Origin of the sequence: Methylomonas sp. LWB (assembly GCF_001856095.1) — a bacterium.
GTDB classification, from domain to species: Bacteria; Pseudomonadota; Gammaproteobacteria; order Methylococcales; family Methylomonadaceae; genus Methylomonas; species Methylomonas koyamae_A.
In genome coordinates, this window is record NZ_MKMC01000045.1 from 356,396 (window position 1) to 380,832 (window position 24,437).

Consider the following 24,437-nt stretch of genomic DNA (forward strand, 5'->3'; position numbering starts at 1 on the left):
CTCGCTTTTTACACTACCGCTTCAGTTCGATGCGCAACGCGGCCTCGTGCACAACGCAACCAGTTTACGCCCGTCCCGCGCCGTCACGCCGCCGTCGTAATCCAGATCCCTGGGATCGCCGGGCGCGACCGCGGCACTTTTCCCGGCCAACAACCGCTTTAAGTCGTCCTTATCGACGTCGTCGTCACCGTCCAGATCGCCGGCGCGCAATTCGTCGTTATCCAAAACGCCGTCGTTGTCGCGGTCTATACCGATGCGTTCGCCGGAACCTGGCGGCACGCAGGTGTAGGTAAGCTCGCCGCCGGTTAACCCCGCCGACGCGCGCAAGTCCTGATCGCCGACGTCGCCGATCCCTTGTGCCGACGCTCTAAACTTACCGCCACCAACATACCAAAACCCGCTGTAGCGATTTTTCGCGACCAGATCGCAATGCTCGGCATCAGCCTGCGCCTTCAACAGGTCGATTCTCGCGGCAACCGCTTCGGTGCTTGCGGCGCTCAAGGTTACTTGCTGGCCGACAACCGGAAACAAATTACTGTCGAACGCGAACAAAAACGCTTCGACGTTACGCCGCTCGGTATTTCCGTCCGCGCCGAAACCGAAACCACCGGGGTTTCCGATCGGAATACCGGCCAAGTAACGTTCGATTGGGGTTCGAGCGTCGTTCGGATCGGGTTCCGCCGAGAAAAACGATTTGGAAAATATCTGCGCGCTCAGGAAGCGAAACAAGGTATCGACGCTGCCGTCGGGTCCGAAGCCGAAACCGCGAATCTGCGATCCCATATTGCCGATATTGCCCTTGGGTAAAAAGTAATTGGACTCGGTGGTCGTCGATTGCGACGCCAGCCCGAACATACCGACCTTCTGATACATATTGCGCAAGTGCGGAATTTTGAAGATTTGCAGCACGTGATCGAAACTGTAATGGCCGTCCGTTCCGAAAAAGCCCGGTTTGCTGACGTCGGCATACTCGGCGTTGCCTTCTCGATCGAGTACATGACAACCGTTACAGGAAAAGAAGCTATCCGAAGGCAGGGCCTTGAAATAAAAGTCTCGACCCGCCGACTGCTGAGCGGTCAAGCTGTCGTCCAAATTGCGTATCGGATTGGGCGGATAGGTAATCTCCATGACGAAATCGGCGAATTTTTGCATTTGTTCGTCGCCTAACATCGCATTTCGCCCAACCAATCCGGGAAAGGCGACATTAAATTTTCGAAACGCCGCGTCTTCGTCGAACGAACCACCATTGGGTTGGACATTGGGACCGGAATTCGGCAAGGCATTGGCATCGTTACCGCCGGTGCGGTCTCCGCGCCAATGCAAGGCACCGTGGTTGTCCATGCCCCGCAAGCTTTGGGTGGACATCGGTCCCTTCATAGGCCGAAAATGCGGATTGTATTCATGGCCCAATACGCGGGCGGCCACCTCGGGGGTACTGCGGAACGGGCCGGTATTTTCGCCTTGATCGCCATCCGGATCGCCCAGATCCCAGGCCAAGCTATCGAAGTCGCCGAATACATGGCAACTGGCGCACGCCGAATCGCCGTGGCTGGAACTACGCGCCGCATCGTACAGGAAGGGCCGGCCTTCGACGATATGCTTGGGTTCAGGATTGAACATTGCCGCATGCTTGACCTCCCGGCCGCTGACGGTGTCTATTACCGAAATCGAATTATCAAATCGCGTCAACACGTACAACAAGCCTCTCGCTTCGTCGAGCGCCAGTCCGCTGGGCCCGCCGCCGCTGACCGGAATCTGCGCCGCGCTGCTGGGAACGAAACTGTCATTTTCCAATTCCTCGGTGTTGTAACGCGCGATTTCGCTGGTTCCAAACGCGGCTACGTATAGCGTCTTACCGTCGCCGGTAATTGCCATGTCCAGCGGTAGCGCCACGCTGTCGGCGTTTTCCCGATTCGGAATCGGCTCGCAACATTGGCTGTAATCGATATGCTTGTTCAGATGTCGAGGCGCCACGGTGGGATTGCCCCCCAGCACGGTGATGCGATTTTCGCTGAAATGTCCGCGTACGGTTTGACCGTTACTGTAACCGCCGGCACCCTCGAAGCGGTTATGGTTCAACGCTTCGGTGTTGGTCACATAGACTTTGCCACTAGCGGGATTGACCAGCATGTTGAACAACACGGTACCGACACCGCTGTAGACCTTATCCGTCCGCAATGCCGGCGGATTGGCGGCGGCGTCGATCGCGAACACGTCGCGGTCGGGCAACGAGAACGGCACCATGTCATCCCATTGTTGCCCCAATTCGTCTAGCCAATGGCTACCGTCGTATTTGACGATCAAGCCCGATTTGGGTTGAGCTTCTCCTGCGTGATTGGTGGCCGGTCCGGGATAAACCCGATTGAATGGCGGCGCGACGCCGCGTTCGACGACAGCATCGTTCAGCGTCATCGTGGCGTTACCGGTGTGAAAGCCGGCGGCGTAAACCGTTTTGCCGTCGGGCGTCACCGCTAGCGCACGCGGCGTGTCGGTGAATAAGGTCAGCACCGTCAAAGGCGGTCCGTTCATCGCGTCGCCTAGCTGTCCGGCATCGAACACCCACACATCGGCTCGGCCCACGCCAGGTACCGACAACTGCGGATCGACGCCGGTATTCTGTCCGCGGTGAGCGCTAGTGACGAAAGCCTTACCGCTGGCAAATACAATGTCACGCGGCTCGTCGCCCACCTGTAGGGTTCGAGTGACACGACCGCCGCCGTTGTCATCCAGGCTGACGATACTGATGCTATCCGACAAATGGTTAACCACCCAGACTTCCTTGTCGTCTCTAACTGCCAATGCGACGGGCTCCAAACCCACCGGTACCGACCCGACGGGCGTCAGTCGCTGATCGCCTACTTTAAAAATTTCCAGGCGATTATCCGGCGTATTCAAGGCAAACAACTGGCCTCGGTCTGCCGATAATGCCAACGGTCGTACCTGTCCGCTTTCGAACAACGTGAAATTGCTTTTACTCCCCGCCGAGACCGTGGTCGGTAAGCCTAACGCGCCTATCGAAATAAGACAGTACGCTAGGGCGTAGTTAATTCGTCTAAACATTTTGTTTACCTCCTGTTAGCTTGCATGAAATTGGCGCTCCGTCATGGAGCGCCGAATCACCGCAGGGGAATAGGCCGCGACAGCCTCCGATTTGAACCGTTCGCGGCCAATGCGGCTTGTGAAACGGCTCGGCTTCCGAGCGCAAGGGCTCACCCGCGCGCTCGGAACCGCTATTGACCTTAGCGCCAGAGCCTTCGTTAAGCCGAACGGCGCGATTTGAACAACAAACCCAGGCCAGCCGCCATCAGCGCGAAGGCCGGCGGTACAGGTACCGCGGTGACCGTTAGCGGCGTCGTACTAGCGGCTAAGGCGTCGCCGTCCGCGTCGCCCAACGCGTTGACCGCCAAACTAAGCGTCGTATCACCTGCTTGCAGAATGTTGAAATGCAAAACCGCCAACGTGAAATTGTCAGCTTGCCAAGCGTTCAAGTCGGCCGGATCGTCGAGCGATAATTCAAACACATTCAATTTTCCAGCTTCGGCTAAAGCCGCCGATTGCGGATTGACTCCTAAAGCGAACGCATCCAATTGATCGCCTAACCCCGCATCGCCGAAATCGGCCGATACATAGGCGAGGTGTGCCGTATCGAACAAGACGTCGAAATCGTAAGCGCCCAAGGCCGGCGCCGCGCCGTCGCTCAATCCGGAAATCGCGACGCCGACGCTAAGTTCGGCCGCGCTTTGCGAGACTGGCAATAGTGAAAGTTCGATCGCGGCGTTCGCGGCGGCGGCGGCCGACAACAACATCGCTCCGGCTAAAATCTGTCTAAACCCATGTGTCATCGAATGGTCTCCTTGAAGTAAGTTGAAAAAAAAGTTTACTCGAGCGCGCAACGCGGCCGAGTGCAAGATAACGCCAATTTGCGAGCATCCAATACGTTGACGGCGCCGTTGCGGTCAATGTCGGCCGGATCGGCGTCCACCACGCGGCGATTGCGTTTAGCGATGACGAAATTGACGTCGGCTTGATCGACATCGCGGTCGCCGTCCAGATCGCCCGCCACCGTGATCGTCTCGCAAACGTCCGGAATGTGATTGGTATTGGTATCGCCGACGCGGCGCTCGGCGACGTCGGCGACGTCGGACCAGCCGTTGGCGTTGCAGTCCGGAAATACCTTCAGGTAGTAAACATCCTGTTCGCCGTTGTAGGTTGCGGTGTAGGCGACGCTAGCGCCGTCGGCACGGGAAACCAGCGTGGTGGCATCGCCGATTTTCAGCGAACCGTGCGGCGAGGCGATCGTCGTATCGAAACTCTGGCTGACGGCTTGATTCTTGGACCAGGTCGAGCCGCCGTCCCACGAGTAGCTGTAATAGAGTTGCGAAACCCGGTAGCTATTGCTGTCGCGAGTGTCGTACCAAACCGCGTCGATACGGCCGTTCGGCGCAACTCCCATCATTCCGAACCAGTTCCAATGATTCGCCGCTGGCGTATCGTCGTTGACCCGAATCGGTGCCGACCAGGTTTCGCCGCCGTCGCTGCTGCGGATAAAGTTAACGTCCAAGTTGTCCGGTCCCGACGGATCGACGGTGGCGAGCACGTACAATTCGCCTTGCCGGGCGCCGATTGCGGAGTTGACCGCCATTTGCACGTCGCCGACCGGCCCGTATTGATTCGGGTTTTGTCTGAACAAAAACAGCGGCGCCAAGCCGCCCATATCGATCTCGCGTACTTCGAACGTCGGCTTTTGGTTCGCATCGCCGGCATTCGTCGATTTGACGAAAATATGCTTGTGCAGATTGCGATCCATGTTTTCTTCGTCGAAGTACGGGTATTCCAAACGCCCGGCCATATATAAGGTACCGTCGCCACCAACCCGCATCGTGCCGAAGGTCGGATTCTCCGGCAGTTCGATCGGCGCTTCGAAACTGGCGGCGCGGTCCAGCGAACGGCTAAAACATTTGCCGTCTAGGCAGTCGCGCCAGTTCAGATAGACGTGCCCGTCTCCGGGGCCGCCGCTACGATCGACCGCTAGCTGTGCCTTATCGCCGCCTTCGCCATGAGCGTGGACCGGCGCCTCCCAACCGCGGCCACCGTCCAGCGATTTAATCACCTGAATGTCTTGAACAAAGGTGTAGGTCGGATCGAAATGCAGACTTTGGAAATAAAAATGGCCGAACGCGTCGACATCCAAGGTCGGATTGCTGCGTCCCTCGCCCGGCGTGATAGCGCCGCTAAAATGCCAACTCGCCCCGCCATCGGCCGAGTAGGCCCAACCGGCTTGACGAAACGACGACGCCACCGAGTCGAATTGCCGCCAAGCCGCGACAAGGTTGGTGGGATCGAGTGGATTGATCGCCAGCGCGGGCTCGTTAGCCGCGTCGCCGACAATATTATTGCCGTCCGAATCGACGTTGATTTGTATGCTGGCGTAGGCACCGAATCGGTGTGGCGCGTTCGCCGCGACCGCATTCGAGCCGGCCGCCGCGATCCACGCCGCGCTACTTAACCACGCCATCGCGGAAACGCGCGTCATAGATGGCGCCTCCGCATGCCAATGCGCGCCAAACCGCCCAAACCTGAAACAAATAGCCAAATCGAGGCCGGAACCGGTACCACCGAAGTATGCAAACTGATATTTCCGACGATAGCATCGCGGGTGCCGAACAAATGGTCATAGCCTTCGCCCAAACCCAGTTCGCCGCTCAAATCCAGCGAACCGTCGTGAATATCCAGCACGACATTGAACAAATTATAGGATTGGGAGCGAAACGACACATGATTGTACAAGGACCATGCGGAACGGCCGGATGCGCCATCCATATTGGCGGCGTCGTATTCCAGCGCGTAGTCGCCGGATAAAATGCGATTGAATTCTGATCCTGTATCGACCCGGAACCGAAACACGCCGGATAAACCAATGACGCCGGTAACGGTCGAGGCGAAATTGGCCGGATCGAATTCGATCGTGGTCGGTTTTGCGTGGCGCCCGGTCAGATTGGCGACATGCGTGCCGTTCACTGAAAACGTCAGGTTCTTAGCCGGAATTTCGGCGACGCCCGGCACGATATGATCTTCGAGAATTTGCGTGGCGGTGCGGCTATTCGCGGCCGGGGCGTCGAAAAATTCCTCCAAGTACATCGAAGGCGCGGCGGTCGCGTCAATCGCGATTGCGTCGGCGAGCGCGTCTCGATCGAGATTCACCACCATGGTACCGCCGGAAACCGTGGCGGCGGAAACAGGCGGCGATAACGCGGCCAGCAGTGCCGCGGCAACGAGCGCGCGCGACCCTATCATTTGAATATGCATAAATTTGCCAGAGGAAGTCATTTCCGTTGAGAGCCGATGCGCAAAATACCCGAACGACTTAGTCGTCCGGATATTCGGCCGGGTCAAGGTTGCCGGTTACGCGGCGATCGGTGCCGACTTGCGACGCCGCGATGCCAGCACGCCGAACAGACCGCTACCGAACAACCACGCGGCGGCCGGCAATGGAACGGCGGCGGGAACCGGCGAAATCAGACTGAAGGTGCCGGCCATGCCGGCGGAATTGGAACCGTCGCCACCGAATAAAAAGGCCGATGTGTTGGGCGACCACCAGAGCTCGCCGGTAAAGGCCAGGCTATCGCCGTCGGTGGTAATACTGATATTACGGGTGTCGAAGGTATTGGAAGCAAAACTGACGTTGTTGGTTAAGGTCCAACCGGTGTTGGTGCCGTTGTTTCGCGCGGCGATATAAGAGAATTTGTAGTCGCCGGACAGCAGCGTGCCGGTAAAGCTACCGCGCGTCATATACACGCCATCCAAACCGACCTGACCGCTCGCGGTCAAGCTGGAGGCGTTCAGCAGATGGTCTTGATCGGACGCCCAAGTCAACGTCGTCGCTTGATTACTGCGCCCGCTGCCGCCGATATAACCGGTCGGTATCCCGGTGCCCGCCAAACTGCTTGGATTCACGTCGTAACTTAATATGTTCGGCGCCGGATAGGTATTCGTCGGAGTCGCGACCATATCGTTCGCGGTCAAGGTGTCGGCCACCGCCTTATCGAAAAAATTGGCGACGTAGTAAGAGGTAATCGAACCTTCTCCCAAGTTCAAGCCGGCCAATAAGTCGTTTGGGTCGTTGAATGCGATATTGAACACACCGCCGTTCAAGGTACCGGCGTTGGCTAGATTGGTCGCCGCAAGCGCCGCCGCGGCAAACCAGGTTTTTCCTAACGTCATTTTTTTTGATCCATGAAATTGCATATTTAATTCCTATAGGCTTGAAAGATAGATTTTCGGTAGCCGATTCGAACGCTTCGAACCGACGCTTACTCTCGTTCGAGAGGCAACCCGGCTGTCTTGAACCAAGACCCAAGGCTTTCCGGCTCCGTCTTGCGGCGGATGTGGCAAATTTACCGTCGATACCGCACCTTAAACTCGGCTCGACTCTCGCGGCCTCTCCTGATCCGCTCTTGCCGGCACGCTGTCCAGATGCTGATTCCGAAAGTAATTTCCGGTGCGGCGAACAGACTCAAGCAGTTAGTGTGCCAGCCATACCTCGCTAAAACCGGGAAACGGTGACCGGCTGTCGGTGGCGCTATTGGAGTCCAGAACCGAGTCATCGCTGCTAAACTGGGGTACACAGAGAATCTGAACATCGTCGACTGCGGTCGACGGGGCGCATGAAAAGCAAACGGACAAACCCATTCGCCTATTTTTTGCTGAGTGATTTCACTCAATTAATCTCAACTATAGATAAGCTAAGTTATTGAAACAAAATTAAAATTAATATTCCTACCGCAAATGCCCAATGCACTTCGCGGCGTATAACATAATTTATTAAATTTAAGATTAATTGATGCCTAAAACCGGACTGACGCCGGAAAACATCGTTTCAGCGGGACCGGCGAAACGAGGGTGCCGCAAAGAGTGGGAAAGTTATTTGCCGTAAATCAAGGCTTGCGGCTGGCGTTCCAGCCCCTCGGCCAAGTCTTTGAGCGAACGCGAGGCGTTGCGCACTTCCAGCAAGGCCTGGTTCAACGGCGCATCGGCGTCGGCCAGCGTCTCGACCGCATTCAGCGTGTGCCGCGATTCCTGCAGAACCTGGGTCGCGGCGGTCAGGCTTTGTTCGGCGGCGCGCAACACCGGCAGCAATTCCCGGTTGAAATCCCGCAGCGTGGCGCGGGTGTCGGTTAGCGCGCCGTTGGCGTTGCTCAGCAAGGGTTCGGTTTGCCGGTTCAGCGTCGCCATCAACTTTTGGGTTTCCTGTAAGGACTTCGCCAAGGCGGTCATCGATTGCTTGGTGTTATCCGACTGCAACAGATTGCGGATTTCGGTCAAGGTATCGGACAGATTTTTCAGGGTTTCCTCGACCGGCAATTGCTTGGCCCGGTTGATGATTTCGTCGGCGGTGTTGCGGATTTCGTCGACCGTAGTCGGCACGCTGGGCAGTTCCGGCAAATTTTTATAATCCAGTTTGACCAGATTGATCGGCTTGTCGCTGTAGAAATTTAGATCGACATACAGCAAGCCGGTCAGCAAGCTCTGAGTCTCCAATCGCGCCTTCAAGCCGGCTTCTATCATCCGTTGCGCCGCTTCCTGTTGCTGCTTTTTGGTGTGGCCGTGGCTCTCTTCGCCCGAGGTGTTGCGCAGCAAGGCCGGGTCGATTTCAATGACCACCGGTTTGTAGATTCGGTCGGTGTCGGTTTCCATCACCAACGAAATCTCGCTAACGTTGCCGATCTGCACGCCCTGCAGCTTAACCGGCGCGCCGACGTTCAAGCCGTTCAAGGCCGAGTCGAAGAAGATCACGAAGCGATTTTTGTCCTTAAAATAATCGCCGCCGCCGAAAATCATCACGCCCATCGTCAACAAAGTCAGCGCACCGGTCAAAAACAAACCGATCGCCAATGGATTGGCTTGCTTGCTCACAGGCTACTCCGAATACGGCCACCGGCTTGCCGGGATACCGAGGCATCGCCGCGCGTCAGGAAACGCACGATATTGGGATCTTTGGATTCCGCCAACAATTGCTTGGGCGGACCGCCGGCAATCATCGTATGGGTTTCGGCATCGAGAAACACCGAATTGTTGCCGATCAGGAAAATACTATCCAAGTCGTGGGTCACCACGACAACGGTGGCCGACAAGGCCTGACTCAAACTAAGGATCAGGTCGTCGAGCAATTTGGCGGTAATCGGATCCAGGCCGGCCGACGGCTCGTCGAAAAACAAAATTTCCGGGTCCAGGGCCATGGCCCTAGCCAAACCGGCGCGTTTTTGCATGCCCCCGCTCAACTCGGACGGATAATAATCCTCGAAACCGGCCAAACCCACTAGTGCCAGCTTGTACGACACGATGTCGCGGACCTTCCGGGCCGGCAGGCTGGTCGCCTCGGTAATCGGCAGTGCCACGTTTTCGGCCAACGTCATCGAACTGAGCAAGGCGCCGCTCTGAAACAACACACCGGTGCGCTGCAGAATGCGCTGGCGACCGGCCGGATCGGCGGCCCACAAGGCTTGATCGCCGTAGAATACGTCGCCGGCGGCCGGCGCCTTCAGGCCTATCATGTGCCGCAATAGCGTGGTCTTGCCGCAGCCGTTGCCGCCCATCACGACAAACACGTCGCCGCGATTGATCGTGAAATTCAGGTTGCGCTGAATCACGAAATCGCCGTAGGTCATCGTCAAATCCTTGATCGTGATGCAAGCTTCGGCCATCGCTAAATTCCCAGGCGATTACAGATTATCGTCATCACCGAGTCGGCGACCACGATGAATACGATCGCGGTCACCACCGCCGAGGTTCCGGCATCGCCGACCGCCGACGCGCTTCGGCCGCATTGCATGCCGCGCATGCAGCCGGACAAGGCAATCAAAATTCCGAACACCGAACATTTGACGAAGCCGATGATAAAGTCCTTCATCTTGACCGCGTTGGCGGTGCGGTCAAGATATTCGGTCAAAGACACGTCGAAAAAATTCACGGTGACCAAGCCGCCGCCGACGATACCCATCAAATCGGCATACAAGCAGAGCAAAGGCATGATGATAATCAAGGCCAGCATTCTGGGTAGTACCAGAAAAGCCATCGGGTCCAGATTCATCGTTTTCAATGCGTCGATTTCGCTATTGACATGCATCGTGCCGATCTGCGCCGCATAAGCGGCGCCGGTGCGGCCGGACATGATAATCGCGGTCATCAGCCCGCCCATTTCGCGGGTCATGCCCAGACTGACCAGATTGGCAATGTAGATTTGCGCGCCGAACAGCGACAACTGCACCGCGCCGACGAAGGCCAGAATCAAACCGACCAACAGACTGATCAACGTGACGATGGGCAGGGCCGACGGGCCGCATTCCTGGATATACAACCACAAATCCTGGCGCCGGAAATGCGCCTGACCGCGCACGGCGGCCAAGGTGCTAAGCGTCATGTCGCCGACGAAGATCAGCATCTCCTTGGCATGCCGGACCGCGGCGGCGGTTTCGGCGCTCAGCGCCTCGCTCCAGCGCATTTTCCGGGTAACGCGTTGGGCGTCCAGGCGTTCCGGCACCGCGTAAACCAGCGCCAACAAACCTTGCAACGGTGCCGGCAGCGTGGTTTTATCGACGATCAACCGTTTTCCGGTCGCGCAGTCGATAATTTTGATCAACTCGGTCACCAGCAGGCTGTCCCAGCGGCCCAGCTCGGCCGTCGCGAAACACAATCGCTGGCCGGCTTCTAACGCCTTGACCCGCGCCAAGATCGGCTCGATGTCGGCCGAATCGGACTGCAACAGCCAATCGCCGACGAAGGCGACTTCCAAGCCCGCCGACGTTACGTTCGCGGCGATCGAGGGCGGCCGTGAACCAGCGGCGTTGACCGGCGGAATAGCGGGTGCGGTTGTCACCGAGACGAGGGATGCCTTAACCGATTAAAACGGGATATCGTCGTCGAAATCGTCGTAAGACGCCGGCGCCGATTGCGGACCGGACGACGAAGACGGCGCGGAAGGACGCTGATCGTAACTGCTCGGCGGCGGCGTATTGTTATCGGAATAATTAGCGGTTCCGCCGCTGCGGCTACCGAGCATGTTCATCGATTCGGCGACGATTTCGGTGGTGTAACGATCCTGGCCGTCCTGCCCCTGCCATTTCTGGGTACGAATCCGGCCCTCGACATAAACCTGGCTGCCTTTTTTCAAATACTCGCCGGCGGTTTTTGCCAGGCCGGAGAAGAACACGACCCGATGCCATTCGGTCTCTTCCTTGCGGTCGCCGGAATTGCGATCCTTCCAGCGGCGGGTGGTGGCTAATCGTATCGTGGTAATGGCATCGCCGCTCGGCATATAACGCACCTCCGGGTCGGCCCCGAGATTTCCGATCAGCATGACTTTATTCAGCATGGTTTTCTCCGTAAAAAAACTAAGCAGCGGCTCAACGCCATTGCTGTAAAAATTGGTTCAAATCGTCCTTGTTCAGGCGCTGACTATCGACTTTCAGATAGGCGGCTTGTTCCTCGAAATGCAGACGAACTTCCTCGACGCCGACGATGTTCAGCAGTTGTTTGGAAAATTCGCCGCTTTGCTCCGGCGACACGTTTTTCAATGGCAACAGTAAATTGGCCCAATAGCGCGGCGGTGACATGAACCAGGCAATCACTATCCAACTGGCGGCGATACCGGCCGAGAACAAGAATACCGAGGCCGGGCCGAATTCGCCGTACAGCCAGCCGCCGGCCGCGCCGCCTAAAAAGGCGCCGATGAATTGGGCACTGGAATAAATGCCCATCGCGGTGCCCTTCAAATCGCCGGGCGCGGTTTTGGAAATCAGCGACGGCAACGTAGCTTCCAACAAATTGAACCCGCAGAAAAAGATCCACAAACAAGCGATCAAGCCGATCAACTCGCCGTGCAGCAGCACGAAGCCGAGATTCGCCACCAGCAAGGTCGAAATGGCCGTCAGAAACACGCCCTTCATCTTGCGCTTTTTCTCGGCGATGATGACAAACGGAATGATACCGGCCATCGACGTGACCAACACCGGCAAATACACCAGCCAATGCTTGCCGCCTTCCAGGCCGGCGTCGCGCATCAACAAGGGCACGACCACGAAGCTGGCCATCAAAATCAAATGCAACGCAAAGATGCCGTAATTCAAACGCAGCAAATCCGGGTTGGTAATCACCGAACTCAGCTCGGACGGAATGTATTCGGCGTCGCGGTGCGTGGTGATTTTTTCCGGGTTGGGAACGACGAACAGCACCACCAGAATCGCCAACGCCGCCAACAGCGCGATCATCCAAAAGATACCGGCGATGCCCCAATGGTCGGCGATGATGGGTCCGGCCGTGATCGCCACGCCGAAGGAAATGCCGATGCTGGCGCCTATCGTCGCCATCGCCTTGGTGCGGTGTACCTCTTGAGTCAAATCGGCCAACAAAGCCATCACCGCCGCCGACACCGCTCCGCAGCCCTGCAAGGCCCGGCCGATCAACACGCCGTAAATATCGGTCGCCAGCGCGGCCACCACACTGCCGGCCACGAACAGCAACAATCCGATGACGATGATGGTCTTGCGGCTGAAGCGGTCGGACAACAAACCGAATGGGATTTGCAGAATCGCCTGGCTCAAACCGTAAATGCCCATCGTCAAACCGACCAATTTCGGCGTCGAACCGGGCATTTGCTCGGTGAACAACGACAGCACCGGCAGCAGCATGAACAAACCCAGCATCCTCAGCGCGTAGATACTGGCCAGCGAGACGGTCGCCCGTTTCTCCATGGCCGTCATCGGACTGGTAATATCCTGAACCTGTGTCAAACCCAACTCCTCTTCGCGCGGTATCCTAAAGCCGCTTATGGTATCAGGTTACGCGGCGCTCAGGAATGCAAGGACGGTGCGCGCGGCCCAAATCCGGCGCGATCAGCCGGCCGCCGCCGGGCCGGAACAGCAAGATCCGATTATGGGCCGACATTGCCGCACATTCGACCATCGCCGACTCGGCGGTCCATTGGTCATCCTTGATCCCAGAACGAGCTGTGGGCGCGTGTTGCGGGCCGTTGGTGAGAGAGCGACATATAACAACCCAAACCAGCCCCCCATTCCGATTGAAAACCACCGCCGGTTTCAATCCAATTCGGTCGGGAACTCCAATGACAAAATCACCACTGACGCCGACGACTAAAGACGCTTCCCAGTCGCCACCTTCCAATGCGACAGCGATGGCATGCATATTCCAGTCACGATTAATTCTACTTTGTCAGATTGAAGCAACGCCGTCATGCCCGGCGGGAAGCGGGCATCCAGTGCCATGGATGGCAAGCTTCGATCCGTCCGTGGGGTCTGGATTTCGGCAATCCCCGCCGAAATGACGAGCACTACCGAGAATCTGACAAAGTAGAATTAATGACTCCCCTTAAACTCGACAAGATGCCCCCTCTCTCGGTCGCTAGTGGCGCATAAAGCAATTAGCCTATACTGGAACCAACGTTCTATAACCCAGAAACTTTAGTGGGTATGATTTGGAGTCTTTTGTGAGCACCGTTAAAGGACCAAAACTCGCTATCATCGGCGGTTCAGCGGGGTCATTGAGGGCTATCAAAGAACTATTCCGAGATGTCGGCGCGGAGACCGAGGTTGCTTTTGTGCTGATTCAGCATCGTAGCCCGGATCACAAGAGCATGTTGGCCTCGCTCCTGTCCGTCTGGACACATCTTCCGGCAATAGAGATCAAGGAAGGCATGCAACTTGAAGCGGGCCGAATTCATGTCGCGGCGGCCGGCATGTCGCTCAGTTTCAGCGATGGCATACTACACTTGACCTCGCCCGCATCGCCCGATGAACGATTCCATCCGATCGACGAATTCTGTCAAGCGGTTGTTGAGCAGAACAGCATGGATTTGGCGCTCGTCGTGTTATCCGGTACCGGCGTCGATGGTACCAAAGGAGGGGCGGCGATCAAACAAGCGGGTGGAATTGTCCTCGTCCAAGACCCGGTGGATGCTGACTTTAACGGCATGCCGACCAGTGCCATTCTGTCGGGGATAGCCGACCAGATCATGCCCGTAGTCGACATCGCGACCGTGTTGCAGGCATGGGCTAGCAAGCCAAGTATTCCGCCGGTCGTTGCCGATCCCAAACCAGAGCCGGAAGAGGATATTATTCACCGTATTCTCAGCAAGGTCCGTGATCGCTGGGGCAACGACATGAGTGGCTACAAACCCGCCACTATCCGGCGCCGCATTGCCCGGCGCATGGCTTCGGTGCGAATCCAAGATGTTTCCTCCTATCTCACTTTGCTAGACCGGCAAGCCGAGGAAATTGATCGGTTGGCCCAAGATCTGCTGATCGGTGTCACGGAGTTTTTTCGCGATCCGGAGGCCTTCCACATCCTTGCAGAGGAGGTCATTCCCGCCATCTGCCAAGCCAAAACGTCGAATGATCCGGTCCGCGTATGGGTGGCCGGCTGTTCCACTGGCGAAGAAGCCTATTCCATTGCGATACTTTTCTTTGAGTGGTTTGCCGCCCATGCACAGCCGCCGCTGATCCAGATATTTGCAACCGACATCGACGAAACGGCCCTCGCGGCAGCCCGCAACGGCAGTTTCACCCAAGACGGCCTGAGCGGCCTAAGCCCGGCCCAGATCGAGCAATTCTTCGACAGCAGCAAGGACGGTTATCGGATCAAGAAAGGCGTGCGCGAATCCATCGTCTTCGCCTCGCACAACTTGATTGCCGACCCGCCGTTCTCCAAACTCGACTTGGTCATCTGCCGCAACGTCCTGATCTACCTGAATGCCGAGGTCCAAAAGAAGCTCTTGGCGCTGTTCCATTTCGTGCTGAATCCGGAAGGCTACCTTTTTCTGGGCAGCTCGGAGAGCATCGGCCATCAGCCCGCTTATTTCCGCTCAGTATCAAAGCCTTGGCGTATCTATCGCAACCTTGTCTCCGAGAGCGATACTCGCAAGGCGCCCCAGCTGCCGATTGCCGGCGCCGCCTCTCCGCGCCGCGGCTTCCCTTCCCTGCGGGAAGCCAGGAGTGGAGCTAACCCATGGGGAGATACTCAATATTACCGCAGCCTGTTGGACCGGTTCGGCACAGTCCAATTGCTGATCAATGGTAACAATGAAGTCCTCTTCACGTCCGGGAACACGGCCTCTTATCTCGGCGTGCCGGTCGGTGAGCCTTCCCTCGAGATATTCAAGCTGGTACGCCCATCTTTGGTCACGATACTGCGTTCCGCGATCGGTCGAGCCAGAGAGCAACACGACAAGGTCGCGGTCACTATCGATCCCGCCGAGGGGGATGCCCTGATACGAATCGAGGTTACACCACTGGAGCAGACGGAAGCTGACGAGGTCCTGCTGATTGTGTTGAGCCCGCAGGAAAGAACCGAACAAAGTACCGTGGTTCAAACCGGCAGCGCCGGCGAAACCTGGATTACCCAACAGTTGGACCGAGAATTGAATACGGTGCGTGAGGATTTGCACCGCACCATCGAACAATCTTGGCATTCCAGCGAAGAACTCAAGACCGCCAACGAAGAAGTGATGGCGATGAACGAGGAACTGCAGTCGGCCAATGAAGAACTGGAAAGTTCCAAGGAAGAGCTGCAATCCCTAAATGAGGAGTTGTCGACGACCAATGCGCTGCTGGATGGCAAAGTCTCCGAACTCGAGACCGTTAATGCCGATCTCGGCAACCTCTTGAATAACAGCGATACGCCCACGTTGCTGCTCGACGAGGCATTGCGTATCCGCCGTTTCACTCCCGCCTGCGCGCAACTGATGCGTGTGATTCCGGGCGACTTGGGCCGCCACCTCGACGACATCGTCCGCCACTTCGATGATCCGGAACTGGCGCGGGATTGCCTGCTGATCATGCAAGGGGGCATTGCGCCCGAAGTGGAAGTTCGTAGTACCGCGGGGCGTTGGTATTTGCGCAAGGTTCTGCCCTACAGAAACCTCGATGGCCGGATTGTCGGCGTCGTTCTCACGCTGCCCGACATTACCTCCGTTCGACAGGCCAACGAGGAGATACGCCAATCGGAAGCGCGGCTGCGCGAGAGCGAAGGTCGCTACCGTCAGGTGACCGAATCCTTACCGCAACTGGTCTGGACCTGCAGGCCGGATGGTCCCTGCGATTATCTAAGCCCGCAGTGGCTGACCTATACCGGCACGAGCGAGGCCGAACAACTGGGCTACGGCTGGCTAAATCAGCTCCATCCCGATGATCGTCAACTAGCCATGGACCATTGGCTGGCAACCGCCGCACACGGTCTGCCGTTCGAGATCGAGTTCCGTATCCGCCGGCATGACGGTCAGTATCGCTGGTTCAAGACGGTCGCCCAGCCGGTCAGAAACGATGCCGGCGACATCGTTAAATGGTTTGGTTCCAATACCGACATCGAGAACCTCAAACAAGCCGAGGCAGCCCTGCGCGAACGGGAACACCGGCTGGACTCTATCGTTAGATACTCGCCTTCGGTCCTATCGCTCAAACACCCGGACGGCCGCTACGCCCTGGCCAACCCCAACCTGCAACGCATTCACCATCTGAGTGAGGCGCAGATCATCGGCAAGACTGACTTCGACTTATACCCGGAGGCGACCGCCCTGGTCCTCCAGGCCCACGACCAGCTGGTTCTGGAAAGCATGGCCCGCCACTCCATAGAGGAAATCGTACCGGTGGACGGTGTGCCGCGCATCTACTTATCCCACATCTTCCCGATACTCGACGACGCGGGCCGGGCCGAATACATCTGCCGCATCGCCCTCGACATCACCGACCGTAAGCGGGCGGAAAATGAGCTACGCGAGAGCGAGAGCCGCTACCGTCAGGTGACTGAGTCCTTACCGCAGCTGGTCTGGACCTGCACACCCGACGGCACGTGCGATTACTTGAGCCCGCAATGGGTAGCCTATACCGGCCTGAGCCAGGCCGAACAACTGACCTATGGCTGGCTCGATCAGATCCACCCGGATGACCGCCAGCGGACTATCGATTGTTGGATGGCGACTGCAGCTCAAGGCCTACCGTTCGAGATCGAGTACCGCATCCGGCGGCATGACGGCGAATATCGCTGGTTCAAATCCCTCGCGCAGGCTGTCAGGAATGATGCCGGGGAAATCATCAAATGGTTCGGCTCCAGTACCGACATCGAGAGCCAAAAGCAAGCTGAAGACATTCTACGGACCAGCGAGGCAGCGCTGGCCAGTCTCAATCAACGTTTGGAGGAACAAGTCGAGCGGCGTACCCGAGCACTGAATGAAGCCCAACGCATCGGTAAGATTGGGAGCTGGACGCTGGACCTGGCGACCGACAAGGTAGCCTGGTCGCCGGAACTTTACCGGATGTTCGAGATAGAGCCGTCGGCCGAAGCACCCGACTATTCCAGACAGGCAGCCATCTTTACCTCGGACAGCTGGGAGCGGTTGAACGAAGCATTGCATCGGACCCGCGAGACCGGCGAAGCCTACGAACTTGAGCTGCAAACTCAACGCGCGGATGGCAGTCGGGGTTGGGTATTTGCCTGTGGCGAGTTGGTAAAAGACGACAGTGGAGCCGCCATCGGCCTGCAAGGCGTGGCGATGGACATCACCACGCGCAAGAACGCTGAATCAAAATTGGCGGCAAGCGAGCACCAACTGCGCATTTTATTTACAGACTCACCCGACGCCTATCTGATCATGGAACTCGACGGCGGCAAGATCGCGGACTGTAATAAAGCCGCCGAGAAGATGCTGAGAGGCACAAGAGCCGAGATTATCGGCCTGACACCGGATCAAGTGTCACCGCCGCAACAGCCTGATGGCCGTACCTCACAGGAATCGGTTCCCGAAAAAATCAAAAAGACGCTCGAGCAAGAATACAACCGGTTTGAATGGGTACACCGTCGCTTTGATGGCGAAGACTTCTGGGCCGAGATTACCGTTTCGCCTATCGATTATTCGGGCCGCAAGGCCTTGATGGTGGCGTGGCGTGACATTAGTCAACGGAAACAACTCGAATTGGCGCTGCAGCAGCAGCAGCAGGCCTTGAAAAGCGCCAACGAAAATCTGCAACTGCTCAATTCAATGGTGGAGGATAGTGCCGACCCGTTTTACGTGGTGGATGCCGACGATGGTTTTCGCCTGATCTTTGCCAACAAGGCTGCCTGTAAACATTATGGATTTCCCAAACAGCAACTTCTGACGATGCGAGTCCCGGATTGGGATCCGGATGTTAGTTCGGAAAAACTCCAAGAAGTCCTCAACGAGATCAAAACCGCGGAGCATTTAACGATCCAGACCCGCCATCGCGTTGCCACCGGCGAACTGATACCGGTGGAGGTCTCTATCAATCTTCTTCAGGGAGACGGCCGGCAGTACTTATATGGTTATTTCTTCGACATTCGTAAACGTCTGGCCTTGCAGGAAGCCCTGAACCAGGCCAAAGAGTCCGCCGAACAAACCGCTCTAGCCAAATCCGAATTTCTCGCCAACATGAGCCACGAGATCAGGACGCCGTTGAACGGTGTGCTGGGCCTGGCCCAGATCGGCTACCGCGATAATGCCGGCCGTCCCAAAGTGCAGGAGACGTTTGGGCGCATCCTCGACTCGGGCAAACTGCTGCTGACCGTCATCAATGATATCCTCGATTTTTCCAAAATTGAGGCCGGTAAGCTCGATATCGAAACCGTGCCCTTCGACCCGGCGGAAGTCGTGGCAGAAGCTATCCAGTCCTTTGCTACCGTGGCTTCCAGCAAAGGCCTCAAGCTATCGGTAGAGAAGATTGATCTGCCCGTTCGCTGCCTGGGCGATCCGACACGCATTTCTCAAATTCTCCTCAACTTGCTGTCCAACGCCGTCAAATTCACCGAGCAAGGTGAAATCAGCCTCTCAGCTTGGCGGGATAGCGGTGACTGGGTATTTGCGATTCGCGATACCGGCATCGGCATTCCGCCAGAAACGATCGCCCGCTTGTTCCAGCCCTTCGAACAGGCGGACAGCAGCACGACCCGCAAATTCGGCGGAACCGGCCTCGGCCTGGTCATCAGTCGCCGTCTGGCGGAACTGATGGGCGGCTCGTTGACCGTGGAGAGTACGCCTGGGATAGGTAGCACCTTTACCTTGCGGCTAACGCTGCCAGAAACCGAACTCCCCATGACCGTTAGCCCTCTGGCAATAACGGGAACCCGGCGATTGACCGGTTTGCGGCTGCTGGTGGCTGAGGATACCGAAATCAACCGAGTCGTCATCGAAGGTATGCTCTTGGACGAAGGCGCGGAACTGCTGATAGTCGAGCATGGGCAGGCGGCTGTCGATGCAGTTGCGCAGGCGACCCGGCCGTTCGATGCCGTGCTTATGGACGTGCAGATGCCTGTCATGGATGGGCTGGAAGCCACACGACGAATCAAGACTATCCGTCCCGACCTGCCGGTAATCGGTCAGACGGCCCACGCAATGAAGGTAGAACACGACAATTGCCTGGCTGCAGGGATGGTGGCGACCATCACCAAACCCATCGCTATCGACCAACTGGTGGAAACCATCCTGGCACAGCTTACCGGCACTTCCGCTTCGACATGCCCGAAGGCAGCAGAGTCAGTCCTCGAACGAGGCATTGAAGATCCGCCGAGTTTGATTGACTGGTCGGCTTTACATACAAACTTCAGCAAATACCCCAATTTGGTCGGGCGTATCGTTCAATTATTTCTCGACGCCCATACCAGCACCTCGGCGCAATTGCGCTGCCTGGCGGCGGATGGAAATTATGTCGCCATCGAATCTCTGGCCCACGAGCTCAAGAGCGAAGCCGGTAACCTACAGGCCAATGCCGTCATGCAGGTCGCAATTGAATTGACGACGATGGCTCGCAAACAGAAGGAGGAGGCTTTTGGTCTGGCTCGGCGGCTAGCCGAGATGATCGAGCAGATGCTGAAAGAATTGCGCGACTGGAAAACTCACAATGATCATTTTAATTAATCGGTTGTGCTTGGTTTATTAGATTCCGAATGGTCGCTTTACGGACTTACAGTTCGCGGAATCCGGATTCGGTTGACTAGCGGGTTAGGAGAAACGTAACAGGCGGCTAAGGGTCGTTTGCATCAATTCGCCATTCCCAAACGCCGTCATTCACTGCCGGCGTAAAGGCATCGGAATCGATGGCCGAATTTGGATTGGAACCGGCGACCGCTTCGCGACCGGAATGCCTGGCGGTGTTGAAGCTCGCGTAGGGCATTAGCGGTAGCGTCATGCGCCGAATGACATGCGGTGCAATACGGCTACGCCTATTACGCCTTACGATTGCACTTTACGGCCTTGCTTGATCCAATAGCAGTAACTACGTTCGGTATGCAAGGAACAATGTTTCAACCGCATCACGCGACGCACATTGTCCAATAAGCTTGGCAATTTGGTGCTTGACACAAAACACCTACCTGATAAAGTCAGCGGCGAATTTAATACGCAGGCAAGGTTGCCTGAATTGGCCGCCAATATCAAGTTATCGAGGCAAACATGCCCACTTTTACGGATACGCAGGCAAAAGTGCCTGAAAAGGCGGGGAATATCAGGTTATACGGGCAGATTTGCCTGATAATCAATAGTTAGCCATCTTGAGTTCAAGGTATGGAAATAGCAAAAATCATATTAGAGTATCTGAAGGTATTGGTATGGCCTTCGGTAATAGTTTTCCTGTGCTTTTACCTTAAAGATCATATCGAGGGTATATTCTCTAGACTTAAAAGCGCAAAACTTCCTGGTGGTGTTTCTTTTGAACTGGAAAACAATATCAAAGAAGTAACGAAACTAGCAGATAAAGTTCAAGAAGAAACTGTCGAGAAGAAGAAAGAGCATAAAAGCTCCAGGCCAATCGAGTATACAAAAGCGAATTTGAGGTTAGTAGAGTTAGGTCTGCGTCCATCTCCTAGCGGTATGGATATGAGCTATTACCGAGAAATAGTAAATGATAATCCAAATTTAGCTCTAGCTGGACTCAGAATGGAAGTTGAGGTACTGATCAAAAATTTAGCCACAGGCTTCAAAATTGAATTTGATGAGCGGCGGTACTCGGGAAATCGTTTACTTAGGCTCCTGTTTGAAAATCATGCAATTTTAGAAAACCAGTATCAATTAGCTTTAAAAGTGTTGTCTTTATGTAATAAGGCGGTCCATGGTGAATCAATTACACCTGAGCAGGCCAACTTAATTTTGGATTCCGTCGATGTGCTAATTGAAGACTATTTGGCTTGGTTAAGTTGGGGCTTTGATGGTAACTGGCAGCCAGAAGAAAAAAATGGCTAACAAGCGCATAAACTCGGACCGCAAAAAGCTCCGCGCTGCTCCGCTTTTTGCGTCCGGTTATGCTGGTCGTTAGATTTTTCGGGAGGTAGTAAATGAGCTTCAAGGTTTTTGCAACAGATTACCTATCAGGCTACGGGTACGGCGTGGTTATTTTAACGGTGCCGGTTTTAAGCGCAAATACGCATACCATTGAATGCCACGCCTTCTTCAGCGGCAGGCTGGATAGCTACTCCCTCACAACGCTATCGTTTGATAGTGAGGTTACACAAGGTGTTTCAGATAGTGACCTTGCAGAGTCCGCTCTTGCACAAGGCAAAGAACACATACACTCAATCCTGAGCGCAGTCAGTCAGATTCAGTACCAAGGGATGCTCGCCGGCTTTGGCTTTTCTTTTCGAGAAAAAGACAAGTCCCACATATTACAGCTGCACCTCCGAAACTTTCTGTCACCTGATCTTGAGCAGCGGATTGAGAGCAGTTCCGCAGATCGAGACCTACGATCATTTATGGCAACCGTGCGGGCGGCTGGGCGGATTACGAGTGAAAGAAAAATCTAACACGGTGCTCAAGCCGACCCACAAATCGCTGCGCGCCTTGCGGGCGGCTTAGCTGAGCGTTAGAGACCAACAACCCACACGGGAACACTATGCCCATCCCCGACTATCAAACGCTGATGCTCCCGTTGCTTCGGTTTGCCGCCGACGGAAGCGACCACACGACGCGCGAAGCCGTTGAAGTTCTCGCCACCGAGTTTCAACTTACTCCGGCTGAACGCAACGAACTCCTGGCAAGCGGCCAGCAGGCAATTTTCAACAACCGGGTCGGCTGGGCAAATTCCTACCTTAAGAAAGCGGGACTCTTGGAGTCACCACGCAGAGGGGCGCTACGTATTACCGCGCGCGGAAAACAGATTCTTGGCGACAACCCCGCAAGAATTGACGTCAAGTTTCTTGAACGCTTTCCCGAATTCATCGAATTCCGCGACGCTTCACGGAACAATCGAGAAACAGCAACAACGGAATCCGTTGCTATCGCAACGGAACAAACACCAGAGGAAGCTCTTGAACTTGCCCACCAGAGTCTTCGGCTCAGTCTTGCTCAAGACATTCTTAGTCGCATCCTCTCGTGTTCTCCCACCTTCTTCGAGCGGCTCGTCGTCGAGCTTCTAGTCAAGATGGGCTACGGCGGCTCTCGCCGCGACGCTGGTGAGCGTATCGGCCAAAGTGGCGACGGTGGCATTGACGGAATCATCAAGGAAGATCGTCTTGGTTTGGACACCATCTACATTCAAGCGAAGAGATGGCAAGGTTCAGTCGGTCGCCCAGAAATTCAGAAATTCGTTGGCGCGCTTCAAGGGCAGCGCGCAAAGAAGGGCGTTTTCATTACCACCTCGTCCTACACTGCCGAGGCCATTGACTACGCATCCCGCATTGACACCAAAGTCGTACTCATTGACGGACAGCTTCTTGCAAACCTCATGATGGACTTCGACGTTGGGGTTTCGGTCGCCGCTTCATACATCGTTAAACGCATCGACTCCGACTACTTCGAGGAGGGCGAAGTTGGTCTCTAACCCTGCGGTCCACCGGACGCTGCTCGATAAAGCCGCGCAGCGCCGGTGACCTCCACGTTATGCGCGAAAGAGCTATGGAAACTGAAATCATCGAATCCGCAGTTCCGCTCAGTGAATCGGATATTGAGCGTATAGAAGAACGAATTGGCATTAAGTTGCCGTCGGAACTAAAGATGTTTCTGCTAAAGTCCAATGGAGGTAAACCAAAACCGGACACCGTTTGCTTCGAGGGCGAATACTTTGATTCTGTTGCTTTCTTCTATGGTGAAGAGTTCCGTTCGTATGTGTCAGACCTAATACTGAGTACGGAGAACTATCGAGACTTAATTCCGGGCCACTATCTTCCCTTCGGCGAAAGCCTTGGTGGCAATGTCTATTGCTTGAGTCTAAAAGACGAAGACTATGGCGCTGTTTACTATTGGGATCATGAGATGGCAAATTATGACGGTGAGCCTTGGGAAGAGAATATGACAAAGTTGTCCAATGCACTTTCAGAATTTATTGATGGGCTGCATGAAGAATGCGCATAACCCGTCGCTTCACCCGACCAAAAACCGCGATGCGGTTTTCGTCGGGTGAGCTTGTCGTTGGCCCTCACTATTGGAGCCTCTTTTATGAAATGGTGTCTAGCCTTACTCGTCGCGCTTCTTCCGCTTGCCGCTCAAAGCGGATGGATTGATCCGAGCGGAAAGCCCATTCCTGATTCTGACAACATGCGCAGTGCTGGAGACTTCGGCATTCAAATCGTTCTTACTGCGAACGAAGGTCAGTTTCGCCAAACATGGAACTCATCCACGCCCCCGCCGAAACTGACTACTACCAACACGGTACGTCTAGGCGAAACGGTCTCCGCACTCCTCATCTTTCATGGCTGTGCGCCGAATGTCGGTGGCGTTTGCGACGTGGTATCTGATTTCATCCTCGAAGGGCCAGATGGAAGCAAAATGACGGCGGGTGGTGGCCCAGTTTGGTCTGGAAAGCCCATGCAGCAACGCCTCTTACAGCTCGGCCAAGCCAGTATGACTGTAGGCTTCGACAAGACTGATCCTGTTGGCGACTACAAGGTCACAGCGACCGTCAAAGACAAAGTTTCTGGCCGAGTCCTTTCTGTTACAGCGCGACTGAAAGTCACGAAGTGAGTTGTTGCGCCGTGAGGGCCAATCGGGTAGCTTCACGTTAGGCCGCGTATGAAGGCTGCAGTCGCGCTTGCGTTCCCGGTTTTCGCCACGATTGCCGCGATCGGTCAATCGATCATCCGCGAAAAGCGAAACAGAAGCCCATCCGCGTACCGAGCCACAACCAGCCTCCTATTGACCATCTTGCTGTTCAACGTCGCAGGGTCCTTCTTCTTTGGCGTATATATTGCTATCGACAATCCGAAGACCGCAAAAGACGCTCTTTGGTTCATGCCACTACTTTTCGCACCCGTCGAGTACTGGCTCCGTTTTGGCCCTGCACTCGTCGCGGCCGCCGCGGTGTTTGCACTGATATCCGTGCAACTGCATCGATCGAAGAGTTGCTCTTTCTCGTTACGAAAAGACTCGCAAAGTAGTTCAATCCTATCGGTCAGCAAAGTCCGGTTTCGTTCCGCCAAATTGACTGTGAAAAAATAAC

At 55.8% G+C, this 24,437-nt stretch carries 18 protein-coding genes and 1 riboswitch; of the genes, 7 read left to right on the top strand and 11 right to left on the bottom strand.

The features are described from left to right. Nucleotides 1-21: 21 nt before the first annotated feature. From BJL95_RS17840 to BJL95_RS17890, 11 genes are all read right to left on the bottom strand, one after another. Nucleotides 22-3,060, bottom strand: a complete 3,039-nt coding sequence (locus tag BJL95_RS17840) for a hypothetical protein (RefSeq protein ID WP_175463746.1) — start codon at nt 3,058-3,060, stop codon at nt 22-24. Nucleotides 3,061-3,257: 197 nt separating this feature from the next. Then, nucleotides 3,258-3,842 (bottom strand): cohesin domain-containing protein, encoded by a 585-nt coding sequence (locus BJL95_RS17845; RefSeq protein WP_139306305.1) that lies wholly within the window; start codon nt 3,840-3,842, stop codon nt 3,258-3,260. A gap of 35 nt (nt 3,843-3,877) precedes the next feature. Then, the gene (locus tag BJL95_RS17850; protein ID WP_071159858.1) at nt 3,878-5,533 is read right to left on the bottom strand and encodes a hypothetical protein; all 1,656 of its coding nucleotides are present in this window, start codon (nt 5,531-5,533) and stop codon (nt 3,878-3,880) included. Next, the gene (locus BJL95_RS17855; RefSeq protein ID WP_071159930.1) at nt 5,530-6,294 is read right to left on the bottom strand and encodes a VPLPA-CTERM sorting domain-containing protein; all 765 of its coding nucleotides are present in this window, start codon (nt 6,292-6,294) and stop codon (nt 5,530-5,532) included. The genes BJL95_RS17850 and BJL95_RS17855 overlap by 4 nt, the downstream gene beginning before the upstream one ends. Before the next feature lie 108 nt (nt 6,295-6,402). Next, the gene (locus tag BJL95_RS17860) at nt 6,403-7,221 is read right to left on the bottom strand and encodes a PEP-CTERM sorting domain-containing protein (RefSeq protein ID WP_064030872.1); all 819 of its coding nucleotides are present in this window, start codon (nt 7,219-7,221) and stop codon (nt 6,403-6,405) included. A 102-nt stretch (nt 7,222-7,323) separates the two neighbouring features. Then, nucleotides 7,324-7,400: riboswitch (cyclic di-GMP riboswitch) on the bottom strand. A gap of 520 nt (nt 7,401-7,920) precedes the next feature. After that, on the bottom strand, nt 7,921-8,913 hold the full coding sequence (locus BJL95_RS17865; RefSeq protein ID WP_071159861.1) for an MlaD family protein: 993 nt from the start codon (nt 8,911-8,913) through the stop codon (nt 7,921-7,923). Then, nucleotides 8,910-9,701, bottom strand: coding sequence for an ABC transporter ATP-binding protein (locus BJL95_RS17870; protein WP_071159863.1), 792 nt, complete (start codon nt 9,699-9,701; stop codon nt 8,910-8,912). Before BJL95_RS17870 ends, BJL95_RS17865 begins: the two co-directional genes overlap by 4 nt. A 2-nt stretch (nt 9,702-9,703) precedes the next feature. Beyond that, nucleotides 9,704-10,873: an ABC transporter permease gene (locus BJL95_RS17875; RefSeq protein ID WP_254786838.1), complete on the bottom strand. Its 1,170-nt coding sequence runs from the start codon at nt 10,871-10,873 to the stop codon at nt 9,704-9,706. A 24-nt stretch (nt 10,874-10,897) separates the two neighbouring features. Continuing rightward, on the bottom strand, nt 10,898-11,368 hold the full coding sequence (gene ssb / locus BJL95_RS17880; protein ID WP_064030875.1) for a single-stranded DNA-binding protein: 471 nt from the start codon (nt 11,366-11,368) through the stop codon (nt 10,898-10,900). 31 nt (nt 11,369-11,399) lie between these two features. Then, the gene (locus BJL95_RS17885; protein WP_254786839.1) at nt 11,400-12,785 is read right to left on the bottom strand and encodes an MFS transporter; all 1,386 of its coding nucleotides are present in this window, start codon (nt 12,783-12,785) and stop codon (nt 11,400-11,402) included. A gap of 43 nt (nt 12,786-12,828) precedes the next feature. Beyond that, complete coding sequence (locus BJL95_RS17890) at nt 12,829-13,197, bottom strand: hypothetical protein (RefSeq protein ID WP_071159867.1); 369 nt, start codon at nt 13,195-13,197, stop codon at nt 12,829-12,831. A 301-nt stretch (nt 13,198-13,498) separates the two neighbouring features. On the opposite strand from BJL95_RS17890, the gene BJL95_RS17895 reads away from it, so the two are divergent. The 7 genes from BJL95_RS17895 to BJL95_RS25270 all read left to right on the top strand — a co-directional run bounded on the left by BJL95_RS17895 (nt 13,499) and on the right by BJL95_RS25270 (nt 24,436). After that, nucleotides 13,499-19,930 carry a PAS domain S-box protein gene (locus tag BJL95_RS17895; protein ID WP_175463747.1) on the top strand — a complete coding sequence of 2,144 codons (6,432 nt, stop codon included), beginning with the start codon at nt 13,499-13,501 and terminating at the stop codon, nt 19,928-19,930. 645 nt (nt 19,931-20,575) lie between these two features. Continuing rightward, complete coding sequence (locus tag BJL95_RS17900; protein ID WP_071159872.1) at nt 20,576-21,250, top strand: hypothetical protein; 675 nt, start codon at nt 20,576-20,578, stop codon at nt 21,248-21,250. A 92-nt stretch (nt 21,251-21,342) separates the two neighbouring features. Further along, nucleotides 21,343-21,807, top strand: a complete 465-nt coding sequence (locus BJL95_RS17905; protein ID WP_071159874.1) for a hypothetical protein — start codon at nt 21,343-21,345, stop codon at nt 21,805-21,807. An 89-nt stretch (nt 21,808-21,896) separates the two neighbouring features. Then, the gene (locus BJL95_RS17910; RefSeq protein WP_071159876.1) at nt 21,897-22,823 is read left to right on the top strand and encodes a restriction endonuclease; all 927 of its coding nucleotides are present in this window, start codon (nt 21,897-21,899) and stop codon (nt 22,821-22,823) included. A 74-nt stretch (nt 22,824-22,897) separates the two neighbouring features. Beyond that, entirely contained in the window at nt 22,898-23,353 is a 456-nt protein-coding gene (locus tag BJL95_RS17915; RefSeq protein ID WP_071159879.1) for an SMI1/KNR4 family protein, read from the top strand. A gap of 84 nt (nt 23,354-23,437) precedes the next feature. After that, nucleotides 23,438-23,962: a hypothetical protein gene (locus BJL95_RS17920; protein ID WP_139306306.1), complete on the top strand. Its 525-nt coding sequence runs from the start codon at nt 23,438-23,440 to the stop codon at nt 23,960-23,962. 48 nt (nt 23,963-24,010) lie between these two features. Further along, nucleotides 24,011-24,436 carry a hypothetical protein gene (locus BJL95_RS25270; RefSeq protein ID WP_071159882.1) on the top strand — a complete coding sequence of 142 codons (426 nt, stop codon included), beginning with the start codon at nt 24,011-24,013 and terminating at the stop codon, nt 24,434-24,436. The last annotated feature ends 1 nt before the right edge of the window (nt 24,437 follow it).